General features: G+C 68.3%; 23 protein-coding genes. 11 read left to right on the top strand and 12 right to left on the bottom strand.

Features of this window, described 5'->3' with window-relative positions; genetic code table 11:
- Positions 1 to 71: 71 nt before the first annotated feature.
- The 6 genes from JW792_RS16690 to JW792_RS16665 all read right to left on the bottom strand — a co-directional run bounded on the left by JW792_RS16690 (position 72) and on the right by JW792_RS16665 (position 4907).
- Positions 72 to 1268, bottom strand: a complete 1197-nt coding sequence (locus JW792_RS16690) for an acyl-CoA dehydrogenase family protein (protein ID WP_135994680.1) — start codon at positions 1266 to 1268, stop codon at positions 72 to 74.
- Entirely contained in the window at positions 1268 to 1789 is a 522-nt protein-coding gene (locus JW792_RS16685) for a MaoC family dehydratase (protein WP_135994681.1), read from the bottom strand. The genes JW792_RS16690 and JW792_RS16685 overlap by 1 nt, the downstream gene beginning before the upstream one ends.
- 1 nt (position 1790) lies before the next feature.
- Entirely contained in the window at positions 1791 to 2594 is an 804-nt protein-coding gene (locus tag JW792_RS16680; protein ID WP_135994682.1) for an HpcH/HpaI aldolase/citrate lyase family protein, read from the bottom strand.
- 74 nt (positions 2595 to 2668) lie between these two features.
- Positions 2669 to 3562 (bottom strand): polysaccharide deacetylase family protein, encoded by an 894-nt coding sequence (locus JW792_RS16675; RefSeq protein WP_135994683.1) that lies wholly within the window; start codon positions 3560 to 3562, stop codon positions 2669 to 2671.
- 189 nt (positions 3563 to 3751) lie between these two features.
- Positions 3752 to 4588, bottom strand: a complete 837-nt coding sequence (locus tag JW792_RS16670; RefSeq protein WP_135994684.1) for an SDR family NAD(P)-dependent oxidoreductase — start codon at positions 4586 to 4588, stop codon at positions 3752 to 3754.
- Between the two features lie 4 nt (positions 4589 to 4592).
- The gene (locus JW792_RS16665; protein ID WP_135994685.1) at positions 4593 to 4907 is read right to left on the bottom strand and encodes an REDY-like protein HapK; all 315 of its coding nucleotides are present in this window, start codon (positions 4905 to 4907) and stop codon (positions 4593 to 4595) included.
- Positions 4908 to 5075: 168 nt separating this feature from the next.
- Between JW792_RS16665 and JW792_RS16660 the strand changes: the two genes are divergently transcribed.
- From JW792_RS16660 to JW792_RS16645, 4 genes are all read left to right on the top strand, one after another.
- Positions 5076 to 6332, top strand: coding sequence for a class I SAM-dependent methyltransferase (locus tag JW792_RS16660; protein ID WP_135994686.1), 1257 nt, complete (start codon positions 5076 to 5078; stop codon positions 6330 to 6332).
- A complete protein-coding gene (locus JW792_RS16655) occupies positions 6332 to 6691 on the top strand; it encodes a hypothetical protein (protein WP_135994687.1) in 360 nt (119 codons plus the stop codon). Before JW792_RS16660 ends, JW792_RS16655 begins: the two co-directional genes overlap by 1 nt.
- 347 nt (positions 6692 to 7038) lie before the next feature.
- Positions 7039 to 7920, top strand: a complete 882-nt coding sequence (locus JW792_RS16650) for a VOC family protein (RefSeq protein WP_135994688.1) — start codon at positions 7039 to 7041, stop codon at positions 7918 to 7920.
- Entirely contained in the window at positions 7917 to 8999 is a 1083-nt protein-coding gene (locus JW792_RS16645) for an alpha/beta fold hydrolase (RefSeq protein ID WP_158291522.1), read from the top strand. The genes JW792_RS16650 and JW792_RS16645 overlap by 4 nt, the downstream gene beginning before the upstream one ends.
- 6 nt (positions 9000 to 9005) lie before the next feature.
- Here the strand turns inward: JW792_RS16645 and JW792_RS16640 are convergent, their stop codons facing one another.
- Genes JW792_RS16640 through JW792_RS16630 form a run of 3 tightly spaced genes read right to left on the bottom strand, consistent with a single transcriptional unit; the run spans position 9006 to position 11880 of the window.
- Positions 9006 to 10271, bottom strand: a complete 1266-nt coding sequence (locus JW792_RS16640) for a TRAP transporter large permease (RefSeq protein ID WP_135994690.1) — start codon at positions 10269 to 10271, stop codon at positions 9006 to 9008.
- Positions 10271 to 10789 carry a TRAP transporter small permease gene (locus JW792_RS16635; protein ID WP_135994691.1) on the bottom strand — a complete coding sequence of 173 codons (519 nt, stop codon included), beginning with the start codon at positions 10787 to 10789 and terminating at the stop codon, positions 10271 to 10273. The genes JW792_RS16640 and JW792_RS16635 overlap by 1 nt, the downstream gene beginning before the upstream one ends.
- Positions 10786 to 11880 carry a TRAP transporter substrate-binding protein gene (locus JW792_RS16630; RefSeq protein WP_158291523.1) on the bottom strand — a complete coding sequence of 365 codons (1095 nt, stop codon included), beginning with the start codon at positions 11878 to 11880 and terminating at the stop codon, positions 10786 to 10788. Before JW792_RS16630 ends, JW792_RS16635 begins: the two co-directional genes overlap by 4 nt.
- Before the next feature lie 397 nt (positions 11881 to 12277).
- Here JW792_RS16630 and JW792_RS16625 point away from each other — a divergent pair, with 397 nt between their 5' ends.
- The 7 genes from JW792_RS16625 (at position 12278) to JW792_RS16595 (ending at position 20439) form a co-directional block, all read left to right on the top strand.
- Positions 12278 to 14476: a TonB-dependent receptor gene (locus tag JW792_RS16625; RefSeq protein ID WP_158291524.1), complete on the top strand. Its 2199-nt coding sequence runs from the start codon at positions 12278 to 12280 to the stop codon at positions 14474 to 14476.
- Positions 14477 to 14478: 2 nt separating this feature from the next.
- On the top strand, positions 14479 to 15555 hold the full coding sequence (locus JW792_RS16620; protein WP_135994694.1) for a hypothetical protein: 1077 nt from the start codon (positions 14479 to 14481) through the stop codon (positions 15553 to 15555).
- Between the two features lie 126 nt (positions 15556 to 15681).
- Complete coding sequence (locus JW792_RS16615; RefSeq protein WP_420871282.1) at positions 15682 to 16524, top strand: S1/P1 nuclease; 843 nt, start codon at positions 15682 to 15684, stop codon at positions 16522 to 16524.
- A gap of 64 nt (positions 16525 to 16588) precedes the next feature.
- A complete protein-coding gene (locus JW792_RS16610; protein ID WP_135994696.1) occupies positions 16589 to 17002 on the top strand; it encodes a DUF427 domain-containing protein in 414 nt (137 codons plus the stop codon).
- A gap of 71 nt (positions 17003 to 17073) precedes the next feature.
- Complete coding sequence (locus JW792_RS16605) at positions 17074 to 17865, top strand: SDR family oxidoreductase (RefSeq protein ID WP_135994697.1); 792 nt, start codon at positions 17074 to 17076, stop codon at positions 17863 to 17865.
- A 10-nt stretch (positions 17866 to 17875) separates the two neighbouring features.
- Complete coding sequence (locus JW792_RS16600) at positions 17876 to 19288, top strand: bifunctional enoyl-CoA hydratase/phosphate acetyltransferase (RefSeq protein ID WP_206340833.1); 1413 nt, start codon at positions 17876 to 17878, stop codon at positions 19286 to 19288.
- The gene (locus JW792_RS16595) at positions 19285 to 20439 is read left to right on the top strand and encodes an acetate/propionate family kinase (protein WP_135994698.1); all 1155 of its coding nucleotides are present in this window, start codon (positions 19285 to 19287) and stop codon (positions 20437 to 20439) included. Before JW792_RS16600 ends, JW792_RS16595 begins: the two co-directional genes overlap by 4 nt.
- 33 nt (positions 20440 to 20472) lie before the next feature.
- On the opposite strand, the gene pgeF is transcribed toward JW792_RS16595, so the two are convergent.
- The 3 genes from pgeF to JW792_RS16580 are packed head-to-tail and all read right to left on the bottom strand — an operon-like array spanning position 20473 to position 23676.
- Complete coding sequence (pgeF, locus tag JW792_RS16590) at positions 20473 to 21273, bottom strand: peptidoglycan editing factor PgeF (RefSeq protein WP_241095003.1); 801 nt, start codon at positions 21271 to 21273, stop codon at positions 20473 to 20475.
- The gene (locus JW792_RS16585) at positions 21270 to 22703 is read right to left on the bottom strand and encodes a protein adenylyltransferase SelO (RefSeq protein WP_135994699.1); all 1434 of its coding nucleotides are present in this window, start codon (positions 22701 to 22703) and stop codon (positions 21270 to 21272) included. The genes pgeF and JW792_RS16585 overlap by 4 nt, the downstream gene beginning before the upstream one ends.
- A gap of 43 nt (positions 22704 to 22746) precedes the next feature.
- On the bottom strand, positions 22747 to 23676 hold the full coding sequence (locus JW792_RS16580; RefSeq protein ID WP_135994700.1) for an alpha/beta hydrolase: 930 nt from the start codon (positions 23674 to 23676) through the stop codon (positions 22747 to 22749).
- Positions 23677 to 23696 lie beyond the last annotated feature (20 nt).

The raw sequence follows: 23696 nt of genomic DNA, 5'->3' as shown, positions 1-23696 counted from the left end.
CCGAAGGGCCGAAGGGGGGCGATGCCCCTTCGCGGGCACCTCTCTCGCAAGCGGGAGAGGACATCCCGGTCTCACACCGGATTGCGCTTGATCAGCTGCTTGGCGATGATGATGCGCTGCATCTCGTTGGTGCCCTCCCCGATGCACATCAGCGGCGCATCGCGATAGAGGCGCTCGATCGGGTATTCCTTGGAATAGCCGTAGCCGCCATGGATGCGCATTGCTTCGGTGGCGACCTCCACTGCGGTTTCCGAGGCGAAGTATTTCGCCATGCCCGCCTCCATGTCGACGCGCTCGCCGGTGTCGTAGGCGCGTGCCGCGTCCTGCACCAGGAGTTCGGAAGCCTTTGTCTTGGCGGCCATTTCGCCGAGCTTGAGCTGGATCGCCTGATGCTCGCAGATCGGCTTGCCCATGGTGTGGCGCTGCTGGGAATAGGCGATGGATTCGCGCAAGGCTCGCCTCGCAATGCCGACCGAGCGCGCGGCGATGTTGATGCGCCCGATCTCCAGTCCGCCGGTCGCCATGAAGAAGCCCTTGCCCTCCTCCCCGCCGACCAGGGCAAGCTCGGCATCGGCCTCGTAGTCCTCGAAGACGAACTCGCCGGAATCGATGCCCTTGTAGCCGAGTTTCTCCAGCTTCTTGCCGTTGCGGATGCCCTTGCGAGGCGCGCCGGTTTCGGGATCGATCTTGGAGACGATGAGCATGGACATGCCCTTGTAGCGCGGCTCGGCGTCGGGATCGGTCTTCACCAGGAGCGCCGCGCAATGGCCCTTGATCGCATTGGAAATCCAGGTCTTGGCGCCGTTTACGATGTAGGTGTCGCCCCTGCGTTTCGCGGTGGTGCGGATCGCCTGGAGGTCGGTGCCGGCATCGGGCTCGGTCAGCGCGAGGCCGCCCCGCAGCTCTCCGCTCGCAAAGCGCGGCAGCCAGTAGTCCTTCTGCCTCTGCGTCCCGAATTTCTGGACGATCTGGGCCATCATGAGATGGGAGTTGAAGATCCCGGTCAGGCTCATCCACTCCTCGGCGATCATCATGACGATCTTCGAGTAGGCCGTGGCGGAAAGGCCCAGCCCGCCATGATCGGGATGGATCAGCGCGCCGAACAGGCCGAGCTCCTTCATGTCCTCGACGAGGTCTCCGGGCCATTCGTCGGCGTGCTCAAGCTTCATCGCGACGGGGGCGACCTTCTTCTCGATCCACTTGGCGATCGCGTCGAGCATCTGACGCTCGTCGGCCTCGGTGAGGATATGGTCTTCGGCAGCGGCCATCAGTAATTCTCCACCTTGTCCTCGACGCCGAAACCTTTCTTTGGAATCAGCATGTTGCGCTTGAAGGTCACGACCGTCTCGCCGCGCTGGTTGATCCCGCGGCTGGCCACGGTGACGATGCCCTGATGGGGGCGGCTCTTGCTCTCGCGCTTGGCCAGCACCTCGCTCTCGGCATAGATCGTGTCGCCGGCGAAGACCGGGGCGGTGAATTTCACCTCGTCCATCCCCAGATTGGCGATCGCCTTCTGGGAGACATCGGTCACGCTCATGCCGATGACGAGCGCGAGCGTGTAGGGGCTCACCACCAGATTCTTCTTGAATTCCGAAGCCTTGGCGAACTCGGCGTCGAAATGCATCGGATGGGTGTTCAGCGTCAGCAGGGTGAAGAGGTGGTTGTCGTACTCGGTCACCGTCTTGCCGGGACGATGCTCGTAGACATCGCCCTCGTGGAAGTCCTCGAAGTAGCGACCGAAGGTCTCGCGATAGCGCTGCGGACCCACCTCCTTGAAATTCTGAACCATTCTAGGTCTCCAGTCCGGCCGAGCGCGCGGCCTCCAGCGTGCGGCGCGCGCCGAGCGCGACGGGTTTCTCGATGAGCTTTCCATTCAGGAGCGCGGCCCCGCCCTGTGCGTTTTCAAGGGCCTGCAGGATCGCCTGCGCGCGCGCGATCTCGTCCGGGGTGGGCGTGAAGACGGCATTGACGGTCTCGAGCTGGGTCGGGTGGATGCAGGCTTTCGCCCTATATCCCAAGGCCTTGACCCGCTCTGCCTCGCGCTTCAGCCCGGCAGGATCGGACACGTCGAGCCAAGGCACGTCGATCGCCGGCACGCGCGCCCTCGCCGCCGCGGCGACGATCTGCGAGCGGGCAAACAGCAGGGCCTCGAAATCCATGGCGATGCCGAGCTCGGCGGCATAGTCGCCACCCCCGAACATGACCGCCGAGACGCCTTCGGCCGCGGCGATGTCCCAGGCATTGCGAAGGCCCTCCGCGGTCTCGACCAGGGCGATGACGGGGGCATCTATCCCAGCGCGAACCGCAGCGATGTCCCCGGGCGTCTCCGCCTTGGGGACCATGACGAAGACCGGGGCGGGAGCGGTCGAGAGCGCGTCGAGATCGGCCTTGCCGTCGTCTGTGCGGACGCTATTGACGCGTACTCCGACACGATCTCCCGCTATCAGGGCGCCAACGACCGCCTCCCGCGCGTCTGCCTTGCCGTCCGGGGCGACGGCGTCCTCCAGGTCGACGCACACCGCGTCGGCCCCGGCGGCAAGCGCCTTGGCGAAGCGGTCGGGCCTCGAGCCCGGAACGAAGAGAAGTGAGCGCATGTCGGCCCCCGATTTGTCCGGACAAAGTAGGCCGAGGCGTTTGTCCGGTCAATCGGGGCGGCTCCACCGCCGGCTCACGCGGGTGCCGGCACCGCCTCGGCGAAGGCCCTCGCGATGTCCTCGCGCCTGGCGATCCAGACCCCGTCATGGCTGGTGACGTATTGCAGGAAGTCCCTCAGCGCCCCGATCCGGCCGGGCCGGCCGATGATCCTGAGGTGCAGCCCCAGGCTCATCATGCGCGCGCCCTGCGCGTTCGCCTCTTCCAGCAGCCAGTCGAAGGTGTCGATGGCGTAGGTCAGCCAGTTCGTGGCGGTGAAGGCCGGCGAGAGCCAGAACTTCATGTCGTTGGAATCGATGGCATAGGGCAGGACGATGATCGGCTTCGTGCCGCCGCCGGGCAGCTCGACGACGTCCCAGAAGGGAAAGTCGTCGGAGTAATCGTCCATGTGATAGAGGAAGCCCTCCTCGGCGAGCAGGCCGCGCGTGATGTCGGTGTGCAGATAGCGCGAGAGCCAGCCCGAGGGCCTGCGCCCGCAGGTCCTTTCGAGGCTGGAAACCCCCTTGCGGATGAACTCGCGCTCGGCCGCCTCGTCCATGAAGGCCTGGAATTTCCAGCGATAGCCGTGGCAGCAGGGCTCGTCGCCGCGCGCCATGATGGCCTTGGCGAGCCAGGGCGCGCGTTCCAGCGCGAGGGAGGCCGCCGTCCATGTCGCGGGGAGCTGGAAGCGGTCCAGCAGATCGAGCACGCGCGGCGCGCCGCGATTGATGCCGTACTGGTAGTTCGTCTCGTTGCCGTGCACGCGGATCTCGGCCCTGGCCGGCGTCGCGCCGAGCTCGTCGACCGGCTCGGGCCCCTTATCGCCGTCGCGGATATTCTTCTCCGCGCCCTCCTCGACATTGACGACGAGGGAGAGCGCGAGTCTTGCCCCGTTGGGCCAAGTGAAGCCAGGCGGCGGGTTGTGGGTCATGGGTTCACTCTCGATGTCGCGGCCGTCATCTCACCCGCTCCGCCCGCTTCGCGGGCGCCTCCCCCTTCGAGGGGGAGGAAGGAGAGCGTTCTGGAAGGTCCAGCATCAACCCCTCCCTCCCCTTGATGGGGAGGGTCCGAGCGAAGCGAGGGGGTGGGGTGAGGAGGCTGCCCGCAACCTTGAAAACGATCAATGCGGCTCCTCCCCGCCGGAGACGTTCATGCTTTCCGCGGTGATATACTCCGCCTCCTCCGAGCACAGGAAGGCCACCGCACTGGCCGTGTCGCTCGCCCTGCCGGGGCGCTTCATCGGGATGCGGTTCGCCATCGCCTCGAGGTAGTCCTCCACGCTGGCCGCCCCGACGACCTTGGAGAAATACTCGTTCTGCCAGGCGCCGAGGCCGGTGGTGACGTGGTTGGGGCAGACATTGTTGACGGTGATCGCGTGCGGGCCGAGCTCGATCGCGGCCGAACGCACGAGGCCGACGAGGCCGTGCTTGGAGCTGGTATAGGCCTGGGCGTGGGGAAAGCCGGATTTCGCCGCCTGGCTCGCGATATTGACGATGCGTCCGCCCCTGCCGGCCTTCACCATCACCTCGGCGGCCGCCTTGATACCGAAGAAGCAGCCGGTGAGGTTCACATCGATCACCGCGCGCCAGTCCTCTGCCGTGACGTCGAGCAGCGGCTTCATGATATAGCCGATGCCGGCATTGTTCACCCAGATGTCGAGCGAGCCGTGCGTGTCGACGGCGTGCTTCGCCAGCGCGCGCATCTGCTCGAGATCGCGCACGTCGCAGGGTTTCGTCGAGGCGGTGCCGCCGGCCTTGCGGATGTCCTGCGCGATCTCGTCCATCTCGGCGGTCGCGCCGATATGCTCGGGCGGGGTCGCGGGATCGGCGCTCCTTCCGAGATCTGAGATCACGACGGCCGCGCCCTCCCGGGCCAGTCGCTTCGCGATCGCCTCGCCGAGGCCCTGGCGTCGGCCCGAGCCGGTGATGACGGCGGTCTTGCCGGTGAAGCGTCCCATCGCCCTAGCCCAGCTTCTCGGTCAGGATGAAGGAGAGGTCGCAGGCCATCGCCTGGAACTCGCGGGCGACCTTCTGCATCGTCTCGCTGCCGACCTCGCCGCCGAACGTCTCCATGTCGTTCACGTCGATGATCTCGATATACTCGTAGGGCGGCGCGTCGGTGGAGCCCAGAAGCCCCGTGGCCCTGAACACCTCGAACCCATCGACCGATTTCAGGCCATTGACCGTGGGCAGGTCGGTCGACTTCGCCCAGGCCTCGTAGTCCTTCGCGGAAACGCCGGGTTTCAGGTTGAACAGGGCGATGATGCGGGTCGTCATGGCGCTTTTCCTTCCTCGATCCGCGCGCGATGATGGCCGGCAGGATGCGGCATCGGCGCGCAGGCGTGACTGCGTCGCTTGGCGCTTCACTCTCGCAAATGATATATCATTTGGTCAAACGCGGATTTCGACTTTTCGCGCAGCCACGAGACGCAAGGAGGGCCGGACATGCCCGAAGATCTCGCCAGGAGCGACAAGCAGGCCCGCCCGGCCTATGACGGACCACCCGACTACCGCCTCGTCGGCAAGCACGCGATGATGCCGGGGACGAGCCATGACGAGGCCGAGCGCTTCAACTTCCTCGCCCAGATGAACCGTCACCTCGCGAGCCGCGTGATGCCGGGCGTGAAGGCCGCCTTCGAGACGCGCGTGGAGCCGGCCCATGTCAAGGCGCAGGGCGCGTTTCGGAACCGCCACGAGGTCAGGAAGGCGCTGCTGAAGGATCCGGCCTTCCAGTGGTGGTCCGCGCTGCGCCGCGCGACGATGGAGCAGCGCCAGGAGGCCGGGCGCTGGGTGTGCCTGCGCCAGGCGGGCGAACTCAACGAGAAGGCCCGCAAGCTCACCGAAGGCGATCCGCGCCTGGAGCTGAAGGAGGGCTTCGCCGTCCCGCGCTATCTCACGGCCGTCGATCATCACCTCATGCCGGGCAGCTATCATACCGAGCGCGCGCCGGGCGACGTGACGGGGCCGGCCAATTACGATCTGGGCATCTTCGCGACCACCGGCGGGGCGCTCGGGCGCTACAACGATGGCGGCGGGCACGCGGTCGTGGCATGGGTGAAGAGGAACCTGCCCGGCTTCGCCCCGAAGCGGATTCTCGATCTCGGCGCCGGGCTCGGCCACAACGTGCTGCCGATCGCGCAAGCCTTCCCCGAGGCCGAGGTCGTTGCGGTGGACGCCGGCGCGCCCATGCTGCGCTACGGCCTGGCGCGCGCGAAATCGCTCGGGATCGAGAATGTCAGGTTCGTGCAGGCCGATGCCGAGGACCTCTCCCGCTTCGAGGACGAGAGCTTCGACTGGATCCAGACCACCATGTTCCTGCACGAGACCAGCAAGAAGGCCATGGAGCAGATCTTCGCCGAGACGCGGCGCCTGCTGAAGCCCGGCGGCATCGTGCTGCATGTCGAGCAGCCGCAATATTCCGACACCATGACCTATTACGAGCAGGCCATGCGCGACTGGGACGCGTTCTACAACAACGAGCCGTTCTGGACGACGATGCACGAGATCGATCTCGACGATCTGATGATCAAGGCCGGCTTCGGGCAGGAGAAGATTCTCCATGACGGCGTCGCGGCGGTCGTGGATACCGGCCTCTTCCCGGCCCCGGACACCGACGAGGTGGAAGATTACGGGCGCAAGGCCGCCTGGCACGTCATCGGCGCGCAGAAGAAGACGATGAAGAAGACCGGGGAGGCCGCCTGATGGACGCCTTCGATCCGCTGAAGCATGCCGGCGCCAAGGCGCGCGGCAAGCGGCCCTGGTTCCTGGAAAACCAGGACACCGAGCGCCTGATGACGATCGTCATGGCGCTGGCCCAGGAAGTCTCGGTGATGCGCCAGCGCCTGGATACCGTGGAGCGCGTGCTGGAGAAGAAGGGCACGCTGACCCGCGCCGACATCGAGGGCTTCGCGCCCGACAAGGCCGAGGCCGCCGAGCGCGGCGCCTGGACCCAGGAATTCATCGCCCGCATCCTGCGCATCCTCCAGCAGGAGCAGGACGCGCTGCAGCGCGGCGACGAGGTGAGCTCGGAGCAGGCGGCGAAGGATTTTCAGGAGAACTGAGAGGCAGGCGCTCCCCCGCCGGAACAGGGCCTCCACGCTGAGCCGCCCCTGCCCAAGCGCTTCCCGACGGCCTCCTCCGCCGTCATTCCGTCATAGCCGTGCCGGAGACCCGGCCGGGGCCCGGATGAGAGCGGGGATGGACCCGCCCGCGCAAGCCTTGCCGCGTGTCGAAGCCGACCCGCAAAAGGGCGGAGTCGTCGCCGGCGATGACGAACCGGCTTTCCCGTCTGAGCGAAGCAAAGCGTTGGACATCCGGCCCGGCCATCGGCTAGACCGGCATCTCAAATGATATACCATTTCTGAAAAGCCGCGCACAGGACAGCGCGCGCCAAGCCGGGGAGACGAGGATGAAGCTTCTGCGCGCAGCCACTCTGACCGTGGCCGATCTCGATGCCGCCGAGGCGCGCTATCGCGACTGGCTCGATTACGAGACGGTCTCGAAGGGCGAACTGCCCGGCGCGCTGGCGGAGAGTTTCGGCGCACCGGCGAGCGCGGGCTGCCGCACCGCCGTGATGGCGCCCGCGAGCGGGGCGGAGATCTATCTGCGGCTCGTCGAGCAGCCCCCCGTGCCCGGCTACAGGGCGCTGGTGACCTGGGGCTGGGCGGCGATCGAGATCTGCGTCACCGACGTGCTGAAGGCGCACGAGAAGATCGAGGGCTCCCCCTTCGAGGTGATCGGTCCGCCGCGCGAGATCGAGGGCCTGCCGGCGATCTATCCCATGCAGATAAAGGGCCCGGACGAGGAGATCGTCTATCTCACGCAGATCCGCGACGACCTGCCCGCCTACGACCTGCCGCGCGCGCAGACCCTGATCGACAAGCTGTTCATCCTCGTCATCGGCTGCTCAGACATGAGGAACAGCCTGGCCTGGTTCGACCGCACGCTGAACTTCGAGACAGGGCGGATCATGGACATCGAGTATCACATGCTCGCCAATGCCTTCGGCACGCCCACCGCCGAGCTGCACACCATCTCCACCGGCATCCACGGCCGCGACGTGTTCCTGGAACTCGACCAGTATCCGAGTGCCGCGCAGGCGCGCCCGCGCCACGAGGGGATGCTGCCGCCCGGAGCGGCGATCGGGACCTTCCTGCATCCCGAGTTCGACTCCATCCCCGGCCCCTGGATCAAGGCCCCGGCCGTGCGCGAGGGCGCGCCCTACAACGGCAGGCGCGCGGGGTGCCTGTCGGCCCCCGACGGCACCATCGTGGAGGTGATCGAGCTGTGACGGCGAGGATCGAAGCGGGCTGGGGCGAGCGGGGCTTCGTCGAGGCGGGCGCAAGCCTGACCGCCTACCAGCGCGCGGGCCGGGCCGGCGCGCCGGTCGCGATCCTGCTGCACGGCTCGCCGGAAAGCGCCGATGCGCTCGCCGCGATCGCCAAGCGGCTGGCCAGGCGCTTCGACGTGATCGGCCTCGACACGCCCGGCAACGGGCTGTCGGCGCCGCTGACGGCACCCGATCCGGAGAGCGCGGACTATGCGCGCCATCTCCACGCCTTCATGGACGTGATGCGGGTCGAGCGCGCCGCGCTCTACGGCTTCCATACCGGGGCGGGCACGGCGATGAGCTTCGCGTTGTCCTTTCCCGAACGCGCGAGCGCGCTGGCGCTCGACGGCTATGCGGTGTGGACGAAGCAGGAGCGCGCCGACTTCCTCGCGCACTATCTCGTCACCTACGCGCCGGCCTGGGACGGCTCGCACCTCGCCTCGATCTGGGCGCGGCTGGAAGAGCAACGGCTGTTCTTTCCCTGGTACGACCGGCGCATCGCCGCGCGCATGGCCCTGCCCGTGCCGCCGCTGGAGCTGCGCCTGCGCCGGCTGCGCGACTGGCTCACCGCCGGGGACGGCTATCTCGCGCCCTACCGCGCCGCGATCCGGCGCCAGGGCGAAATCGGCCCGGACCGGGTCGAGGTGCCCACCCTGATCGGCGCGATGGAAAAGGACCCGCTTGCCGCGCATCTGGGGCGGCTGGGCGCGGTCTCGCCGGCGGTGACGATCGAGCGCTGGAGCGAGCGCGAGGCCGCGCTCGACCGGCTCGCCGGCTTCCTGTTCGAGCATCCGGGCGAGCCTGCAAGAGGACTTCCGCAGCCGGCCCAGCCGCCGGCCTTCGCCGAGCGGCCCGAGGACCTGCCCTGGCAGCCGGACGGCCATGGCGGCTTCCTGCTGCAGATCTGGCAGGCCCTGCGCCAGGATGCGGTGGCGCGCGCGGTCGACGACGCCGATCTCGCGGCGCGGCTCGATCCGGAGCGTCTCCACGCCCAGCTCGTCGCGCAGGTGGCCGCGCACACCGGGCTGGGACAGGCGTGAGGGAGCCTAGCCCTCGCTGGTGAACACCAGCGCGATCTCGGGAACGAAGGCGATGACGAGCAGGCTCGCGATCATCAGGGCGATGAAGGGCAAGACCGCCTTGGTGATGGTCCAGAAGCTCTCCTTGAACGCGGCCATCGCCACGATGAGATTGAGCCCCAGCGGCGGGGTGAGATAGCCGATCCCAAGATTGACGATCATCACGATCCCGAAATGGACCGGGTCCATGCCGTTGGCCTCGGCGAGCGGATGCAGGAGGGGCGCGAGCACCAGCGTCGCCGAGCCGACATCGATGATCATGCCAACCACAAGCAGAAGCGCATTGGCCAGCAGGATGAACTCGGTCTGCCCGTCGATCTGCTCGCCCATGCTTTCCACCAGCGCCTGGGGCACGCCCTGCGCGGTGAGGAAGACGTTCAGCGAGAAGGCAAAGGCGAGAACGGGGTAGAGCGAGCCCAGCAGCTTGGCCGAGTCGATCGTCACCTCGCCGAGCCCCTTCAGCGAGATGTCGCGGTGCAGCAGGACCTCCACCAGCACGGCGACGACGACGGCCACCGCCGCGGCCTCGGTCACGGTGAAGATGCCGCCATATATGCCGCCCAGGATGATCACCGGGATCGGCACGGCGAAGATCGAGCGCCGGATCGCGCGCGCCAGCCCCGACAGGCGCCAGGCCCCCTCGCGGTACCTGAAGTTCAGCACGAAGCCGTAGAGCGCGAAGGCGGCGATGAGCACGAGCGCCGGCCCGATGCCGGCCAGGAAGAGCTGCGCGATCGAGACCTGCGTCATGTAGCCGTAGAGGATGAGCGGGATGGAGGGCGGGATGATGATCCCGAGCACCCCGCCCGCGCACAGCGACCCGATCGCGAAGCTCTTGGAATAGCCGCAGTCGATCAGCGCCTTGTACATGATTCCGCCGACCGCGAGCAGGGTCACGGCCGCAGAGCCGGAGATCGCCGCGAAACCGGCGCAGGACAGGATCGAGGCGAGCGCCAGCCCGCCGGGGATCGGGCGGGTGAACTCGCGCATCAGGTCGATGATCCGCTCCGCGATCGTGCCCTTGCTCATGATCGCGCCAGCCAGCACGAAGAGCGGAATCGCCAGCAGTACCTCCTGGTTCACCGCGAACCAGACATCGTAGACCGCATATTCCGTGCGCCCGTCGGCATAGACCGAATAGACGAAGAGCGTGGCGGCGCCGAGCAGGACCAGGACCGGCTGGCGCAGGATCATCAGCACGAGGATGAGGGCGACGAGGAGCCAGCCTTCCATCACGCCCCCTCCTCGCGGATGTCCTCGAGCGCGGCTTCGACCTCGTCGCGCGGGGCGAGACCGGGCCGGGCGGCATAGACCGCGAAGCGCAGCATGTTGGTCGCGAAGCCGACGAGGATCATCGACTGCAGCGCCCAGACCGGCGCGCGCAGGATCTCCGTGCGGTCGCCGAGCACGAAGCTCTCCGCGACCATCCAGGCCGAGAGCCCGGCGAAGATCGCGAAGAACAGCGCGGTGGTCGCGTAGGCGAGGCGCTGGACACCGTCGCGCCAGGCCCTGGGGAAGATCGCGTCCAGGAAGCGGGGCCGCAGGTGCGCGCCCGCGTCGGTGGCGATTCCGATGCCGAACATGGCCACCGCGATCATGCCGTAGACGGCGACTTCCGTGGCGCCGATCAGGCCGGTGGCGAACAGCCGGCGCGAGACCACGTCGGCCATCAGCGCGATCGCCATCACCGCGAAGGCGATGATGCAGACCGTGCGCTCGAAGCGGGAAAGCGCCTTGAGAAGACCGCTCACGAGGCCGCCTCCGGCGCTTCGGCCTGCAGGCGGGCATATTGCGCCTTGCCGGCCTGGATCTGCTCGTAGACCTCGCGCGAGCGCCCGCCGATCGTGGCGATGAGCCGGTCGATGACGTTTTCCGTCCTCGCGATCCAGGCCGCGCGTTCGGCCTCGGTCAGGGTGTGGACCCGGATGCGCTCACCCGTCACGGTGCGCAGCTCGCGCGTGCCGCCCTCCGGAGTGGCGATCTCGCCGGCCCGCATCGCGTCGAGCAGCGTCCCGGTCAGCCCCCTCACCCCGGCGCGCGCATCGGCGGAACTGCCCCAGGCGCCGTCGATCGTCGCCTTCTGGGAGGGCGTCGCGCGCTCGTACCAGGGCTTGTTCAGCACGATCGCCCCGGTGTCGTAGGAGTGATAGGTCAGCGTGAAGTGGGCCGCGAGCTCCAGCGTGGAAAAGAAGTGAAAGGTCGTCGAGGACAGCCCGCCCTGGACAAGGCCCGTCTGCAGGGCGGGCACCACGTCGGCGATGCCGAGCGGGATCGCGTCCATGCCGGCCGCCTCGCAGAAATAGCGCGCCGCCGCGTTCGGCGAGGTGCGCATGCGCAGCCCCTCGGCCATGTCGGGATGGGTCAGCGGACGGTCGGCATACAGATGCGTCCAGCCCACCTCCACCCACTGCAGGAGGCGCAGATTCTGCGCCATCGCCAGCTCGTCGACGATGTCGAAGAGATAGTTGTCGTAGACGAAATCGACCTCGCCCTGGCTGGAGAACAGGTAGGGCGACATAGCGATCGTCAGCTCGGGGATGGAGGAGGACAGGCCCTGCAGGCTCATGCCCCCGACATGGACCCGTCCGCGGCGCAGGTCGTGGAGCATGCGCTCCTCGTCGCCGAGCTCGGCCTTGGTGAAATAGTCGAGGTCGATCGACTCGTTGACCGCGATATTGCGCTCGAAATTGCGCCACTGGGCATCCCAGGGCGTGCGCGGCGGGGCCTGCGCGACGGCGCGCCCGTAGAGCACGCCCGGCTCGCGCTGCTCGCCGCACGCAGCCAGGCCCGGGGCGAGCATGCCCGCCCCGGCCAGGCCGAGAAACTCCCTGCGCCTCAACACGTGCCGATCTTCTCCCCGGGCGCCTTCGCTGCGGCGCGTCCTGTTGTCGCTCAAATGATATACCATTCGGGTTTCGGTCCGAATGCAAGGTGCAAGAACACGCGCGCACGTGACGATGGCACGGCGATGCCGCACGGTCACGCCGTCAGCCATTGCGGATCGGGGCGGACCGGTCCCAAGAAGAGAGGCGTACAATTTTTGCGTTTACTCTTCCCGTCTAAGGCCTCGAAAATGCTGTGATATCCTGTTATTTCGCCGGTGCGGCCGGAATGGAATTATGACTTCTGTGCAACACCTCCCGTACCTAAACGGCGTGGCAAGCGGATTGCTTTTTACAAATTGGCTAAATGATATACCATTTGATCAGGTGTCATATATCCGGGGAGGAGATCGACCCATGACGAAGTTCACCAACCACGTCTCGGCGCTGGCGCTCGCAGCCGCGCTTCCGGCCGCGCTACCGCTCGTCGCGCACGCCCAAGAGGAAGAGCAGGCCCGCCCGCGCGACGTCATCACCGTCACCGCCCAGCGCGTGACCCAGGACCTGCAGGACACGCCTGTCGCCGTGACCGCGCTCGACACCGAGCTGCTCGAACGCCGCCAGGTGGAAGACGTCACCGATCTCAATTTCAACGTCCCCAATCTGACGCTCTCCACCGGCACCGGCACCGCGAACTCGGCCCGCATCTATCTGCGCGGCATCGGCGAGGACGAATCGCGCGGCGCGGTCGACCCGGCGGTCGGCATCTATGTCGACGGGGTCTATCTCGGCCGCACGGTCGGCGCGCTGATGGACGTGGTCGACCTGGAGTCCATCGAGGTGCTGCGCGGGCCGCAGGGCACGCTCTACGGGCGGTCCACCAACGGCGGCGCGATCAAGCTCGCGAGCGTCGAGCCGCAGTTCGAGAACACGCTCGAGCTGGGCACCACGGTCGGCAATGAAGGCCGGTTCGATGCCCGCGGCATCGCCAATTTCGCCATCTCCGACAACACCGCCTTCCGCGTCGCCGCCCTTCATCGCCAGCGCGACGACATCTTCTCCATCCAGCCCAACGGCACGCTCGCGGGCAATGCGCGCGAGATCGGCCAGTGGGACGTCTTCTCCTACCGGCTCCAGGGTCTGCACCGTTTCAACTCCGGCTGGGAGCTCAAGGTCAGCTACGACGAGACGCAGGACGATTCCGATCCGGTCCCGGCCAGCTTCGCCGCGCCGATCGACGCCGACGGCGACCTGTTCACGATCGCGCCGGCGCCCGGGGTCAACTGCTCGGTCTTCGCCTCGGGCTTCTTCGCCCTGCTCGCGCCGACGGGCTGCTTCACCGGCTACGAGAACGAGATCGAGACGCGCGGCGCCTCGGTCGAGGTCACCGGGACGCTCGCCGGGCACACCTTCACCTCGATCACGGCCTATCGCGAGATGGAAGACGACCTGAACACCCAGGTCACCTTCCCCTACTCCCAGGCCACGGGCCAGGAGCAGTTCAGCCAGGAGGTCACGCTCGCCTCGCAGAACTCCGGCCCGCTCAACTATGTGGCCGGCGTCTACTACTTCGAGGAGGATGTCGATCTGGACGTGCGCTTCATCTTCCCCTTCGACATCAACACCAGCACGAATTCCTTCGCCGTGTTCGGCCAGGCCTTCTATGACGTCACGGAGCGCTTCACGCTGACCGCAGGCCTTCGCTATACCGACGAGGAGAAGGACCTGGACAGCACCGCCCTGGCCTCCGGCCTCGGGCGCCAGGAGACGGCCGAGTTCGAATTCCTGAGCTACACGCTGATCGCCGACTACGACATCAGCGACGACGTCATGGTGTTCGCCTCGGCGCGCACCGGCTTCAAGGGCGGGGGCTGGTCGCCGGACTGCTTCTCGCCGACCTCGTGCTTCGAGCGGGTGGACGAGGAGACGGTCGAGACCTTCGAACTCGGCCTGCGCTCGGCCTTCGCCAACGGCGTGATCTTCAACGCCACCGGCTTCTTCAACACCTACGAGGACCTGCAGCTGTCGGGAACGACCACGCCCGGCGGCACCTTCACGCGTTTCAATGTCGACGAGGTCGAGACCTGGGGTCTCGAGATCGAGTCCTCCTGGCAGGCCACCGACAATCTGCAGTTCTTCGCCAATCTCGGTTTCCTCGACGGGGAATACAGCAGCCTGACCCCGAACCAGGCCTTCGCCATCACCTCGGGCGGCCAGTCGATCCAGTGCCCGGCCGGCACCGCCGCGCCTGCGCCGAACCAGGCCCAGGTCGATTGCGCGCTCGGGCTCGAGCTGAAGAACGCGCCCGCCTACAAGGGCCTCGTCGGGGCGACCTGGCAAGGCAATATCTGGGGCGGGGTCGTGACCGCGACCGGCGATATCGGCTTCGAGGACGATTCCTGGACGCTGGTCGCCAACAGCCCGGCGAGCGCGCAGACCGATATCGGGGCGATCATCAATGCCCGCATCGGCTACGAGCCCCAGAACGCGCGCTGGTCGATCGCGCTGTGGGGCAAGAATCTCGGCGACGAGCAATACTACCGCGCCGCATCGGCGAACACGGTCTATCCCTCCGACCCGCTGACCTTCGGCGTCGACGTGGACGTCCGGTTCTAACCGTGGGTTCCCGTTTCGCGTTCTCGAAGGCCGCCGCACTCGCGGCGGCCTTCCTGCTTTCACCGGCCTGCGCGGACGAGCCGCAGGCGCCGCAGGACCACGCAGCCCCCGCGCCGGTGACGCGCGAGCCGTGGGTGATGGCCACGGCGAGCGTCACCGATCTCGACCGGACCGCGCGCTTCTTCCTGGAGATCGGGGGCTATCGCGAGATCGGCCGGGGGCCGCTCGATCCCGCCGAGATCGCCGCCTACGCCCTGCCCGACGGGGCGAGCGGGGAGGCCCTGCTGCTGGCGCCGGGCGAGAGCGATCTCGGCCTCGTCCGCCTCATCCGCTTTGAGGATGCCGGCGAGCGCCTGCCCATGCGCCCGGGCGCACGCGCCTGGGATACGGGCTGCTACTGGGCCGTCATGGTGCGCGCGCACGATCTCGACACGCGCTACCGTGAGGCCGTCGAACTCGGCTGGTGGACGGAAACCCCGGTCGCCGACCTGGTCTTCGGCCAGTCCGTTCTCAAGGTCGTCGTCTTCCGCGGGCCGGACGGGCTGCAGGTGCAGGCCTACGAGCGTCTCTCTCCGCCCTTGCCGGAGGCCTTCACCCCGTTCGAGCGCCTGAGCCGGCCGTTCAACATGATGCAGATGACCCGCGACCGGGAGGCGGCGCGAGCCTTCATCAAGGGAGTGCTCGGCTTCTCGCCCTTCTGGTACGGGCCGCCCCACACCGACAGTCAGCCGACGCTCATGCCGCTCGGCATCCCGCGCAACCTGACCACCGAAATTCCCTATCTCGCCGGCATCTTCCAGCCGGCCCCGGGCGAGTACGGTCGCCTGGAGGTCATCGAGATCGACGGCCTGGAAGGGGCCGATTACGCCGGCCGCTGCGATGCGCCCAATCTCGGCTGGCTGTCGGTCACCTATCCGGTGGAGTCCGCCGCCGCGGCGATCGACGAGCTCTCCGCGCGCGGCGCGGCGCTCGCCATCGCGCCCTACGACACCGCGCGGGCGGGGATCGGCGAGGCGCGCATCTTCGCGGTCCGCAGCCCGGACGGGGCCCTCGTCGAGTTCGCCGAGACGCTCGACTAGGCGGCATCGACACCGGTGGCGAAGGCGGCGCTCCACCTAGCCGAGCCCGATCCTGCCGTGCCGGCGCCCGCGTGCAGCACCCGTAACGATCCCGTCACAATGACACGCTAGGCGCAGCCTCCGGAACTGTCGGAGGAATCGCTTGTGTTTCAACGCATTATTGTATCGCTCGCACTGATTTCGCTTGCCAGCGCACCTGCCTTCGCCTGGGGTCAGACCGGCCACCGGGTGACCGGAGCCATCGCCGAGGCCCATCTGGGCGAGGCCGCACGCGCCGGGGTCGCCGGCCTCATCGGTCCGGAAACGCTCGCGGAGGCCTCCACCTGGGCCGACTTCATGCGCGCGAGCGACGAACCCTTCTGGCGCGCGGCCGGCCCCTTCCACTACGTGACGGTGCCGCACGGCCATGCCTATCACGAGGTCGGCGCACCCGAGGAAGGCGACGCGGTGAGCGCGCTCGCCCTGTTCGCCGATGTCGTGCGCGACCAGAACGCCCCGCTTGAAGAGCGCCAGCGCGCGCTCCGCTTCATCGTCCACATCATCGGCGACCTGCACCAGCCGCTGCATGCCGGCAACGGCACCGACCGCGGCGGCAACGACGTGGCGGTGACCTGGTTCGGCCAGGAGACCAACCTGCACTCGGTCTGGGATTCGAAGATGATCGAGGGCTGGCAGCTCTCCTTCACCGAGATCTCCGCCTGGCTCGGCGCGAAGATCACGCCCGAACAGGCCGCCGCCTGGATGGAGACCGACCCCGCGGTGTGGATCGCGGAGAGCACGGCGATCCGGGACACGATCTACCCGCAAGAAACCCGGCTCGGCTACGACTACGCCTTCGCGCACAAGCAGACGGTCGACACCCGCCTGTCGATGGCCGGGGTGCGCATCGCGGCCTATCTCAACGCCCTGTTCGAGGAAGACGCGCCGCAGACAGAGCCGCGCGAGGCCGGCGAGCGCAGCACACGTTGAGCGGAGCCCGGGCCGGGGCGGCTGCGTTCGCCTTGTCAGCAGACGCTGACAAGGGAGGCCCCCCATGGCCAAGCTGGAGATCTCCGAAGCCAATCTCGTCGTCAATCCCGACGCCGAGGCGCACTTCATGCGCATCCAGGACGCCGGCAAGGAGGTCGCCGTGCTCGCCGGCGACCAGCTGCTCGCCGAGACCGGCCGGGCGCGCCGGGTGATCGAGTTCGGCCACCAGGACTTCCTGGAGCCGGTCGTCTACCTGCCCAAGGAGGACGTGCGCGTCGTGCTCCACCCCGGCGACAAGGCCACGCACTGTCCGCTGAAGGGCGACACGACCTATTTCCACACCGAGGCGGTCGGCCAGCAGCTCGAGGACATCGCCTGGGAATACACCGACCCGTACGAGCGCGCCGAGGCGCTCAAGGGCCTCGTCGCCTTCGATCCCGAACGCGTGACGATCATCGAGCGCCCGATGCGCGACTAGCTGCCCCGTCGCATTCCCCCGCCGTCTTGGCTATAGCTTGACGCGGAGCAGAACGGTTCGGGAGGAAAGACATGGAGCTGTCGGGCAAGATCGCCGTGGTGACCGGCGGGGCGAGCGGGATCGGGCGCGCCATCGCCAAGATGCTGTCGCGCGAGGGCGCGCGGGTCGCGGTCGCCGATCTCGACGCCAAGGGCGCGGAGGCCGTCGGCAAGGTGTGCAACGGCTTCGGCATGGGCATCGACGTCGCCGACGAGGCCGATCTGGTCCGCTTCATCAACAGTGTCGAACGCAAGCTCGGACCCGTCGACATCTACGTCTCCAATGCCGGGCTCGGCGTCACCGACGGGCCGGGCTGGGGCGCGGGCGACGCGCCCGATGCGGGCTGGCAGCTGTGCTGGGAGGTCAATGTCATGGCGAGCGTGCACGCGGCGCGCCATCTCGCGCGCAAGATCGCCGCGCGCGAGGGCCATTTCGTCATCACCGCCTCGGCCGCCGGCCTGCTCGCCCAGATCGGGGACGCGGCCTATTCGGCCACCAAGGCAGCCGCGGTGTCCTTCGCCGAGAGTCTCGCCATCACCCATGGCGACGAGGGCCTAAGGGTCCACTGCCTGTGCCCGGAAGGGGTGAGGACCCCGCTCGTGGAAGGCATCGAGGGCGGTGCGCAGGGCCTCGGCGGCTATCTCGAGCCGGAGGAGGTCGCCGAGACGCTCCTCAAGGCGATGGAGGAGCAGCGCTTCCTCGTCATGACCCACGAGAACACCCCGCAATACGTCGCGATGAAGGGCCAGGACCGCGACCGCTGGGTCGGCGGAATGCGCAAGCTGCGCCGCCAGCTCGTGGAAAAGCTCGGCCGGCCGATGTGAGGAGACGCCGGTGAGGCAGGAATCGCTGAAGGGCATCGAGCTCGACGATATCGAGCCGGGAATGAACGCGACGGCCGAGCGCACGCTCACCGCGCAGGACTTCCGGCTCTATTCCCATGCCTGCGGCGATCTCAACCCGCTCCACCTGCCCGAACTCGACGGCGACGGGGACGGCGAGACCGAGGCGATCTGTCCGGCGGCCTATCTCGCCTCGCTGGTCTCCGCCCTGATCGGCACGAAACTGCCCGGTCCCGGCTCGCGCGAGACCGGCTGGTCGCTGCGCCTGGGCAAGCCGGTGCGCATGGGCGAGACGGTGAAGGTCCAGCTCGTCGTCGAGGAGAAGGACGCCAGGAGCGTGACGCTGAAGGCGCGCGTCGAAGGCCCGTCGGGTCCTGCGCTCGAGGCGCGCGTGACCGTCGTGCCGCCGGTGAAGGCGCAAACCTTCGGCAGCGCCGAGATCTCCGACCTGCTGACCCGCAAGCACGAGAAGTTCCAGCGCCTGATCGCCGCCTGCGCCGGCCTAGACCCTGTGGCGACCGCCATCGTCTGCCCGCATACGCCCGACAGCCTGACCGGCCCGCTGGAAGCCTTCGACAAGGGGCTGATCAAGCCGATTCTGGTCGGCGAGCGCGCCAGGATCGAGGCGGCGGCGAAGAAGGCGCGGCGTGACATTTCCGGCTGCGAGATCGTCGAGGCCGAAGGCGAGGAGGCGGCGGCGAAGGCCGCCTGCGCGCTGGTGCGCGAGGGCAAGGCCGGCTCGGTGATGAAGGGCCATCTTCACACCGAGGCCTTCCTGAAGGCGATCCTGTCGAAGGAGACCGGGCTTCGCGGATCGCGGCGGGTCTCCCATGTCTTCGTGCTCGACGTGCCGAGCGAGGAGCGCCTTCTCTTCATCACCGACGCGGCGGTCAATATCGCGCCCGGCCTCATGGCCAAGCGCGACATCGTGCAGAACGCGATCGATCTCGCCCGCGCGCTCGGCGTGAAGCAGCCCAAGGCCGCGGTGCTCGCCGCCGTCGAGACGGTCAATCCGGCCATGGCCGCCACGATCGATGCCGCGGCCCTGGCCAAGATGGCCGAGCGCGGCCAGATCGAGGGCGGCCTCGTGGACGGCCCGTTCGCAATGGACAACGCGGTCGATGTCACGGCGGCGAAGATCAAGGATCTCTCCGGCGAGGTCGCCGGCCACGCCGACATCCTGGTCGGCCCCAATATCGAGGCGGCCAACGTCATGGCCAAGGAGCTGAGCTTCGTCGGGCGCGCGGAATCGGCCGGCGTCGTGATCGGCACGAGCGTGCCGGTGATCCTGACGAGCCGGGCCGACAGCGCGTTCGCGCGCATCGTCTCGTGCGCGGTCGCGGCGCTGCACCGCCACTGGCAGCAGACCGGCGAACCGGTAGGCGCGCTCGCGGACCGGTCATGAGCCTCGTCACCCTCAATACCGGCTCCTCCTCGGTGAAGTTCGCCGCCTTCTCCGACGACGGGGCGACACGGGCGTTTCGCGGCGAGATCTCCTCGATCGGCCGCGAGGCGCAGCTGCGCCTGTCGCGCGCCGGCGGCGAAGAACGAAGGGAGACGCTCGGCGCGCTCTCCCATCGCGACGCGGTGGCGCGCGCCTGCGAGATCCTCGCGGAAGCGAGCGGAGACACTGTGCGCGCGGTCGGCCACCGCATCGTCCATGGCGGGGCGCATTTCGACCGGGCGGTGCGCATCGACGCCGATGCCGAGGCGAAGCTGCGCGCCCTCATCCCCCTCGCCCCGAGCCACCAGCCGCACAATCTCTCCGGCATCGAGGCCGCAGGGCGCCTGTTTCCCCATGCCCTCCAGATCGGCGCCTTCGACACCGCCTTCCATCGCGCCCAGCCCTTCCTGGCCGACGCCTATGCCCTGCCCCGGCGCTACTACGAGGACGGCATCCGCCGCTACGGCTTTCACGGCCTGTCCTACGACTATCTCTCCGGCCGGCTCGCCGAGCTCGAGGGCGAGCGGCGCGCGGTTCTCGCACATCTCGGCTCGGGCGCCTCGCTGTGCGCGGTGAAGGGGCGTGCGCCCTTCGGCTCGACGATGGGACTCACCGCGCTCGACGGACTGCCGATGTCGACGCGCTGCGGGCGGATCGATCCCGGCGCGGTGCTGCACCTGATGGAGAACGGCCTGAACCGGGAGGAGGTCTCGCGCCTGCTGTACTCCGAAAGCGGGCTGAAAGGCCTGTCGGGCCTTTCCGGCGACATGCGCGCTCTGGAACGAAGCGAGGCGCCGGAGGCGGAACAGGCGATCGCCTATTTCGCGGAGCGCTGCCGCATCGAGATCGCCGGCCTTGCCGCCGCGCTGCAGGGCATCGACGCCCTCGTCTTCTCCGCCGGGATCGGGGAGAACTCGGCACGCATCCGCAGGCAGGTGTGCGAGGGACTGTCCTGGCTCGGCGTGGAGATCGACGAGGCTGCCAACGCGAACGCCGGACGCGAGACGCGCATCAGCACCGAAGCGAGCCGCGTCGCGGTCTGGGTCATCGCCACCGACGAGGAGGCCGTGATCGCGCGGGACGTGGCGCGGGTGCTTGCCGGCCGGGGCTGAGCGACGTGCCCCCCGCACGCGGCGGAGGACATCTCACCTGGCCACCGCCACGACGCCGCACTGCCCGCCGAACGCGCCCGGATGGCCCTGCGCCGCGGCGCGGCGCGAGGAGAAGAAGCGCTCGCGCTCGGCATAGGTGCAACCCGCGATGCGCTCGATGTTCTCTGGCAGCAGGCCGCAGGCAAGGAGCTGGCGGCGCACCGCCTCGCCGACATCGAGGCCCGCCCCGCCTTTCCCGTCGCGCTGCGTGGCCAGCCTTTCGTCGAGCTCGCCGAACAGGGCCTCGAACTGCTCGAGCACTTCAGGGCCGACGCGGTAATTCTCCTTGCCGATCGCCGGGCCGATGGCGGCGTGCAGATCGCGCGGACGCGTCCCGTAGGCCTCGCCCATCGCCTGGACCGTCGCCGCCGTGATGTTGGCCACCGTCCCGCGCCAGCCCGAGTGCACCGCACCGGCGGCTCTCCCGACCGGATCGAACAGCAGCAGCGGGACGCAATCGGCGGTCTGGGCGCACAGGCCGAGGCCGGGCACGTCGGTGATCAGCGCATCGCCCTCGCCCGCCGACCAGGCCCCTTCGGGCGCGGCGTCGACCCGCAGCACGGTGCGGCCATGGACCTGGTTGGCGAAGACCAGCCGGTCGAGCCCGAGGGCCTGCGTCACCCTTCGCCGGTTCTCCTCGACCGCCGCCTTGTCGTCGCCACGCGACCAGGTGAGGTTGAGGCTCTCGTAAGGGCCCTCGCTGACCCCGCCGGTGCGCGTGGTGAACACGCGCACGGCCCCGGCCAGCGGGGAGGGCCGCAGGAATTCCGGTTCGCTCGACGCCAGATCCTTCACAGGAACCCCTTCCGCCCCCGGCCGAGATCATAGGCCTCGCGCGCTTCGCCGATCCCGGCAAGGGTCTTCTCGTAGAGCGTCCAGTCATCCTTCTCGTGGACGGGCGCCCAGAGCCCTTCGACCCGGTCGATCGTCATGTGGACGGGCGTCTCGCGCTGGAAATAGCGGTGCTCCAGCCGCTCGGGACGCACGCCGTCCCGCGCCATCAGGCCGGCGCGCACCCTGGCGAAGCTGTCCGAGCCGTACACCATCGCGTTGGGACCGGTTTTCGCGCGCTCCTCCGAAGCGGCACCGCAGAACCAGTCGAAGAAGACCGATTCCCAGGGCAGCTGGCTCTCGCGTATGACGTTCAGAAGATCGGTGACGAACTGCGCGTCGGCTTCGAGATCGGTCTCCGCAAGGCCCAGCCGGTGCAGGAAGGCGCGCCGGATCTCGTCCTTGTAGAATTCGGGATATTTCGACAGCGCCTCGATCAGGCTGTCGCGCTCGCCCACGAGCGAGAGCGCGCCGGCGAGCTGCTGCAGCGCCCAGAACACGCTTTCCGGCTGGCGGGCATAGGCGTAGAGGCCCGTCTCGTCGAAATAGGCCGCGGTGAAGCCCGGCTCGAAATGGGGCAGGAAGCGCCAGGGGCCGTAGTCGAAGCTCTCCCCGGTCACGACGAGATTGTCGGTGTTGAGCACCCCGTGCACGAAGCCGGCCGCCATCCACTGCGCGGCGAGCTGCGCGCTCGCCCGGCAGACCCGTTCCAGGAAGGCCGCCGGCCGGTCCTGCGCCTCGCCGGCCTCGGGATGATAGTGCTCGATGGCGTAGTCCATGAGCCGCTCGACGAGGTCGGCGCGGTCGAAATAGGCGTGGCGCTGGAACATGCCGATGCGCACATGGGAATGCGACAGCCGGGTCAGCACGGCCGAACGCGTCGGAGATGGTTCGTCGCCGCGATGGAGCTGCTCGCCGGTCTCGTAGACGGCGAAGGTCTTGGAGGTATAGACGCCGAGCGCCTCGAGCATCTCGGTCGCCAGCACCTCGCGCACCGCGCCCTTGAGGGTGAGCCGTCCGTCCCCGGTGCGCGAATAGGGCGTTCGCCCCGATCCCTTGGTTCCGAAGTCGAGCAGGCGGCCCTCCCCGTCCCGGACCTGGCCGAACAGGAAGCCGCGCCCGTCGCCGATCTGGGGATTGTAGGTGCGGAACTGGTGGCCGTGATAGCGCAGCGCCAGGGGCTTTTCCTGGTTGTCCGGGAGCGGCTCGAAGCGGTGGAAATGGCGCTCCTTTTCCTCGCCCGTGAGGTCTCCCAGGCCGACCGCCTGCGCCCAGCGCCCGTTCCAGTATCGCAGCGTCGCCTGCGGGAAGCCGGCCGGATCGACGCCGTCGCCGAACTCGTCTCCGAGCGAGGCAAATCGGGGGTCGGGGCGGTATGCGGAGGAAAATGCCATGGCCTACGAGCTAGAGAACCCGCGCCCGCGGGGCAAGGTTGCTCTAATCCTTCAGCGCCTCGGCGAGCGCCTTGCCGGCCGCCTCGATCGCCGGGACCGCCTTGGTCACGAGCCGGGTGAGGTTGACGAAGCCGTGCGGCACGCCGTCATGGACCACGCGTTTCACCGGCACGCCGAAGGCGGCGAGCTTGTCGGCATAGGCCGCGCCCTCCGCCAGCAGCGGGTCGAGTTCGGCGGCGAGGATATAGGCCGGCGCGACGTTGGAGAGGTCGGGGGCGAGGAGCGGGGAGACGTGGGGATCGCTCGCCTGGTTCGGGTCCTTGAGATAGCTCTCCTTGATGCGCGCGAGCGTCGGCTCGGCGAGGAAGGGCCCGTCCTGCCAGCGGTATTTCTTGCGCTTGATCTCGACGAGCTGGAGCAGCGGGTAGATCAGGAGCTGGAAGGCCACCTGCCCTCTGCGGTTCTGCGCGACGACCGTGGCCAGATTGCCGCCCGCGCTGTCTCCGCCGGCCGCGAGCCGCTCCGGGGCGAAGCCGAGCGCCTCGAGCCGCCCGTTGCGGACCGTGTCGAAGGCGGCGAACGCGTCCTCGACCGCGGCCGGGAAGCGATGCTCGGGCGAAAGCCGGTAGTCGACCGAGGCGATGCGCACGCCGGAGACGGCGGCGAGGCGCTTGCAGAAGGGGTCGTAGGTGTCGAGGCTGCCCACCATGAAGCCGCCGCCATGGAAGAAGACGAGTCCGGCCCCGTTGTCGAGCGCGCCGTAGGGAATGTAGACGCGCGCGCTACGCGGCCCCTTGCCGCCGGCGATGTGCAGGTCGTGCACCGCCTCCACCTCCGGCGGCGGCAGCTCCATCAGCGGGATCGCGCGCGTCAGCGCATCGCGCATGGCCGGGGTGGTCTTGGCCGGGGCGAGAATCTCGGCCAATCCGGTGGACTGCAGGAAGTTGTCGAAGGGCGAGGCGTCGTCACTCATGGTCGCTAGGGTCGTGCGCG

The sequence above is a fragment of the Marinicauda algicola genome (assembly GCF_017161425.1).
GTDB classification, from domain to species: Bacteria; Pseudomonadota; Alphaproteobacteria; order Caulobacterales; family Maricaulaceae; genus Marinicauda; species Marinicauda algicola.
Note: the sequence above shows the minus strand (reverse complement) of the source record. Positions and strands in the feature narration are given on the sequence as shown.

Excerpts from the sequence above, each read along its gene's own strand:
- JW792_RS16580 (WP_135994700.1), bottom strand. The coding sequence starts at position 23,676 with ATGAGTGACGACGCCTCGCCCTTCGACAACTTCCTGCAGTCCACCGGA.
- JW792_RS16610 (WP_135994696.1), top strand. The coding sequence starts at position 16,589 with ATGGCCAAGCTGGAGATCTCCGAAGCCAATCTCGTCGTCAATCCCGAC.
- JW792_RS16670 (WP_135994684.1), bottom strand. The coding sequence starts at position 4,588 with ATGGGACGCTTCACCGGCAAGACCGCCGTCATCACCGGCTCGGGCCGA.
- JW792_RS16675 (WP_135994683.1), bottom strand. The coding sequence starts at position 3,562 with ATGACCCACAACCCGCCGCCTGGCTTCACTTGGCCCAACGGGGCAAGA.
- JW792_RS16665 (WP_135994685.1), bottom strand. The coding sequence starts at position 4,907 with ATGACGACCCGCATCATCGCCCTGTTCAACCTGAAACCCGGCGTTTCC.
- JW792_RS16650 (WP_135994688.1), top strand. The coding sequence starts at position 7,039 with ATGAAGCTTCTGCGCGCAGCCACTCTGACCGTGGCCGATCTCGATGCC.
- JW792_RS16685 (WP_135994681.1), bottom strand. The coding sequence starts at position 1,789 with ATGGTTCAGAATTTCAAGGAGGTGGGTCCGCAGCGCTATCGCGAGACC.
- JW792_RS16595 (WP_135994698.1), top strand. The coding sequence starts at position 19,285 with ATGAGCCTCGTCACCCTCAATACCGGCTCCTCCTCGGTGAAGTTCGCC.
- JW792_RS16655 (WP_135994687.1), top strand. The coding sequence starts at position 6,332 with ATGGACGCCTTCGATCCGCTGAAGCATGCCGGCGCCAAGGCGCGCGGC.
- JW792_RS16660 (WP_135994686.1), top strand. The coding sequence starts at position 5,076 with ATGCCCGAAGATCTCGCCAGGAGCGACAAGCAGGCCCGCCCGGCCTAT.
- JW792_RS16605 (WP_135994697.1), top strand. The coding sequence starts at position 17,074 with ATGGAGCTGTCGGGCAAGATCGCCGTGGTGACCGGCGGGGCGAGCGGG.
- JW792_RS16690 (WP_135994680.1), bottom strand. The coding sequence starts at position 1,268 with ATGGCCGCTGCCGAAGACCATATCCTCACCGAGGCCGACGAGCGTCAG.
- JW792_RS16585 (WP_135994699.1), bottom strand. The coding sequence starts at position 22,703 with ATGGCATTTTCCTCCGCATACCGCCCCGACCCCCGATTTGCCTCGCTC.
- JW792_RS16640 (WP_135994690.1), bottom strand. The coding sequence starts at position 10,271 with ATGGAAGGCTGGCTCCTCGTCGCCCTCATCCTCGTGCTGATGATCCTG.
- JW792_RS16625 (WP_158291524.1), top strand. The coding sequence starts at position 12,278 with ATGACGAAGTTCACCAACCACGTCTCGGCGCTGGCGCTCGCAGCCGCG.
- JW792_RS16680 (WP_135994682.1), bottom strand. The coding sequence starts at position 2,594 with ATGCGCTCACTTCTCTTCGTTCCGGGCTCGAGGCCCGACCGCTTCGCC.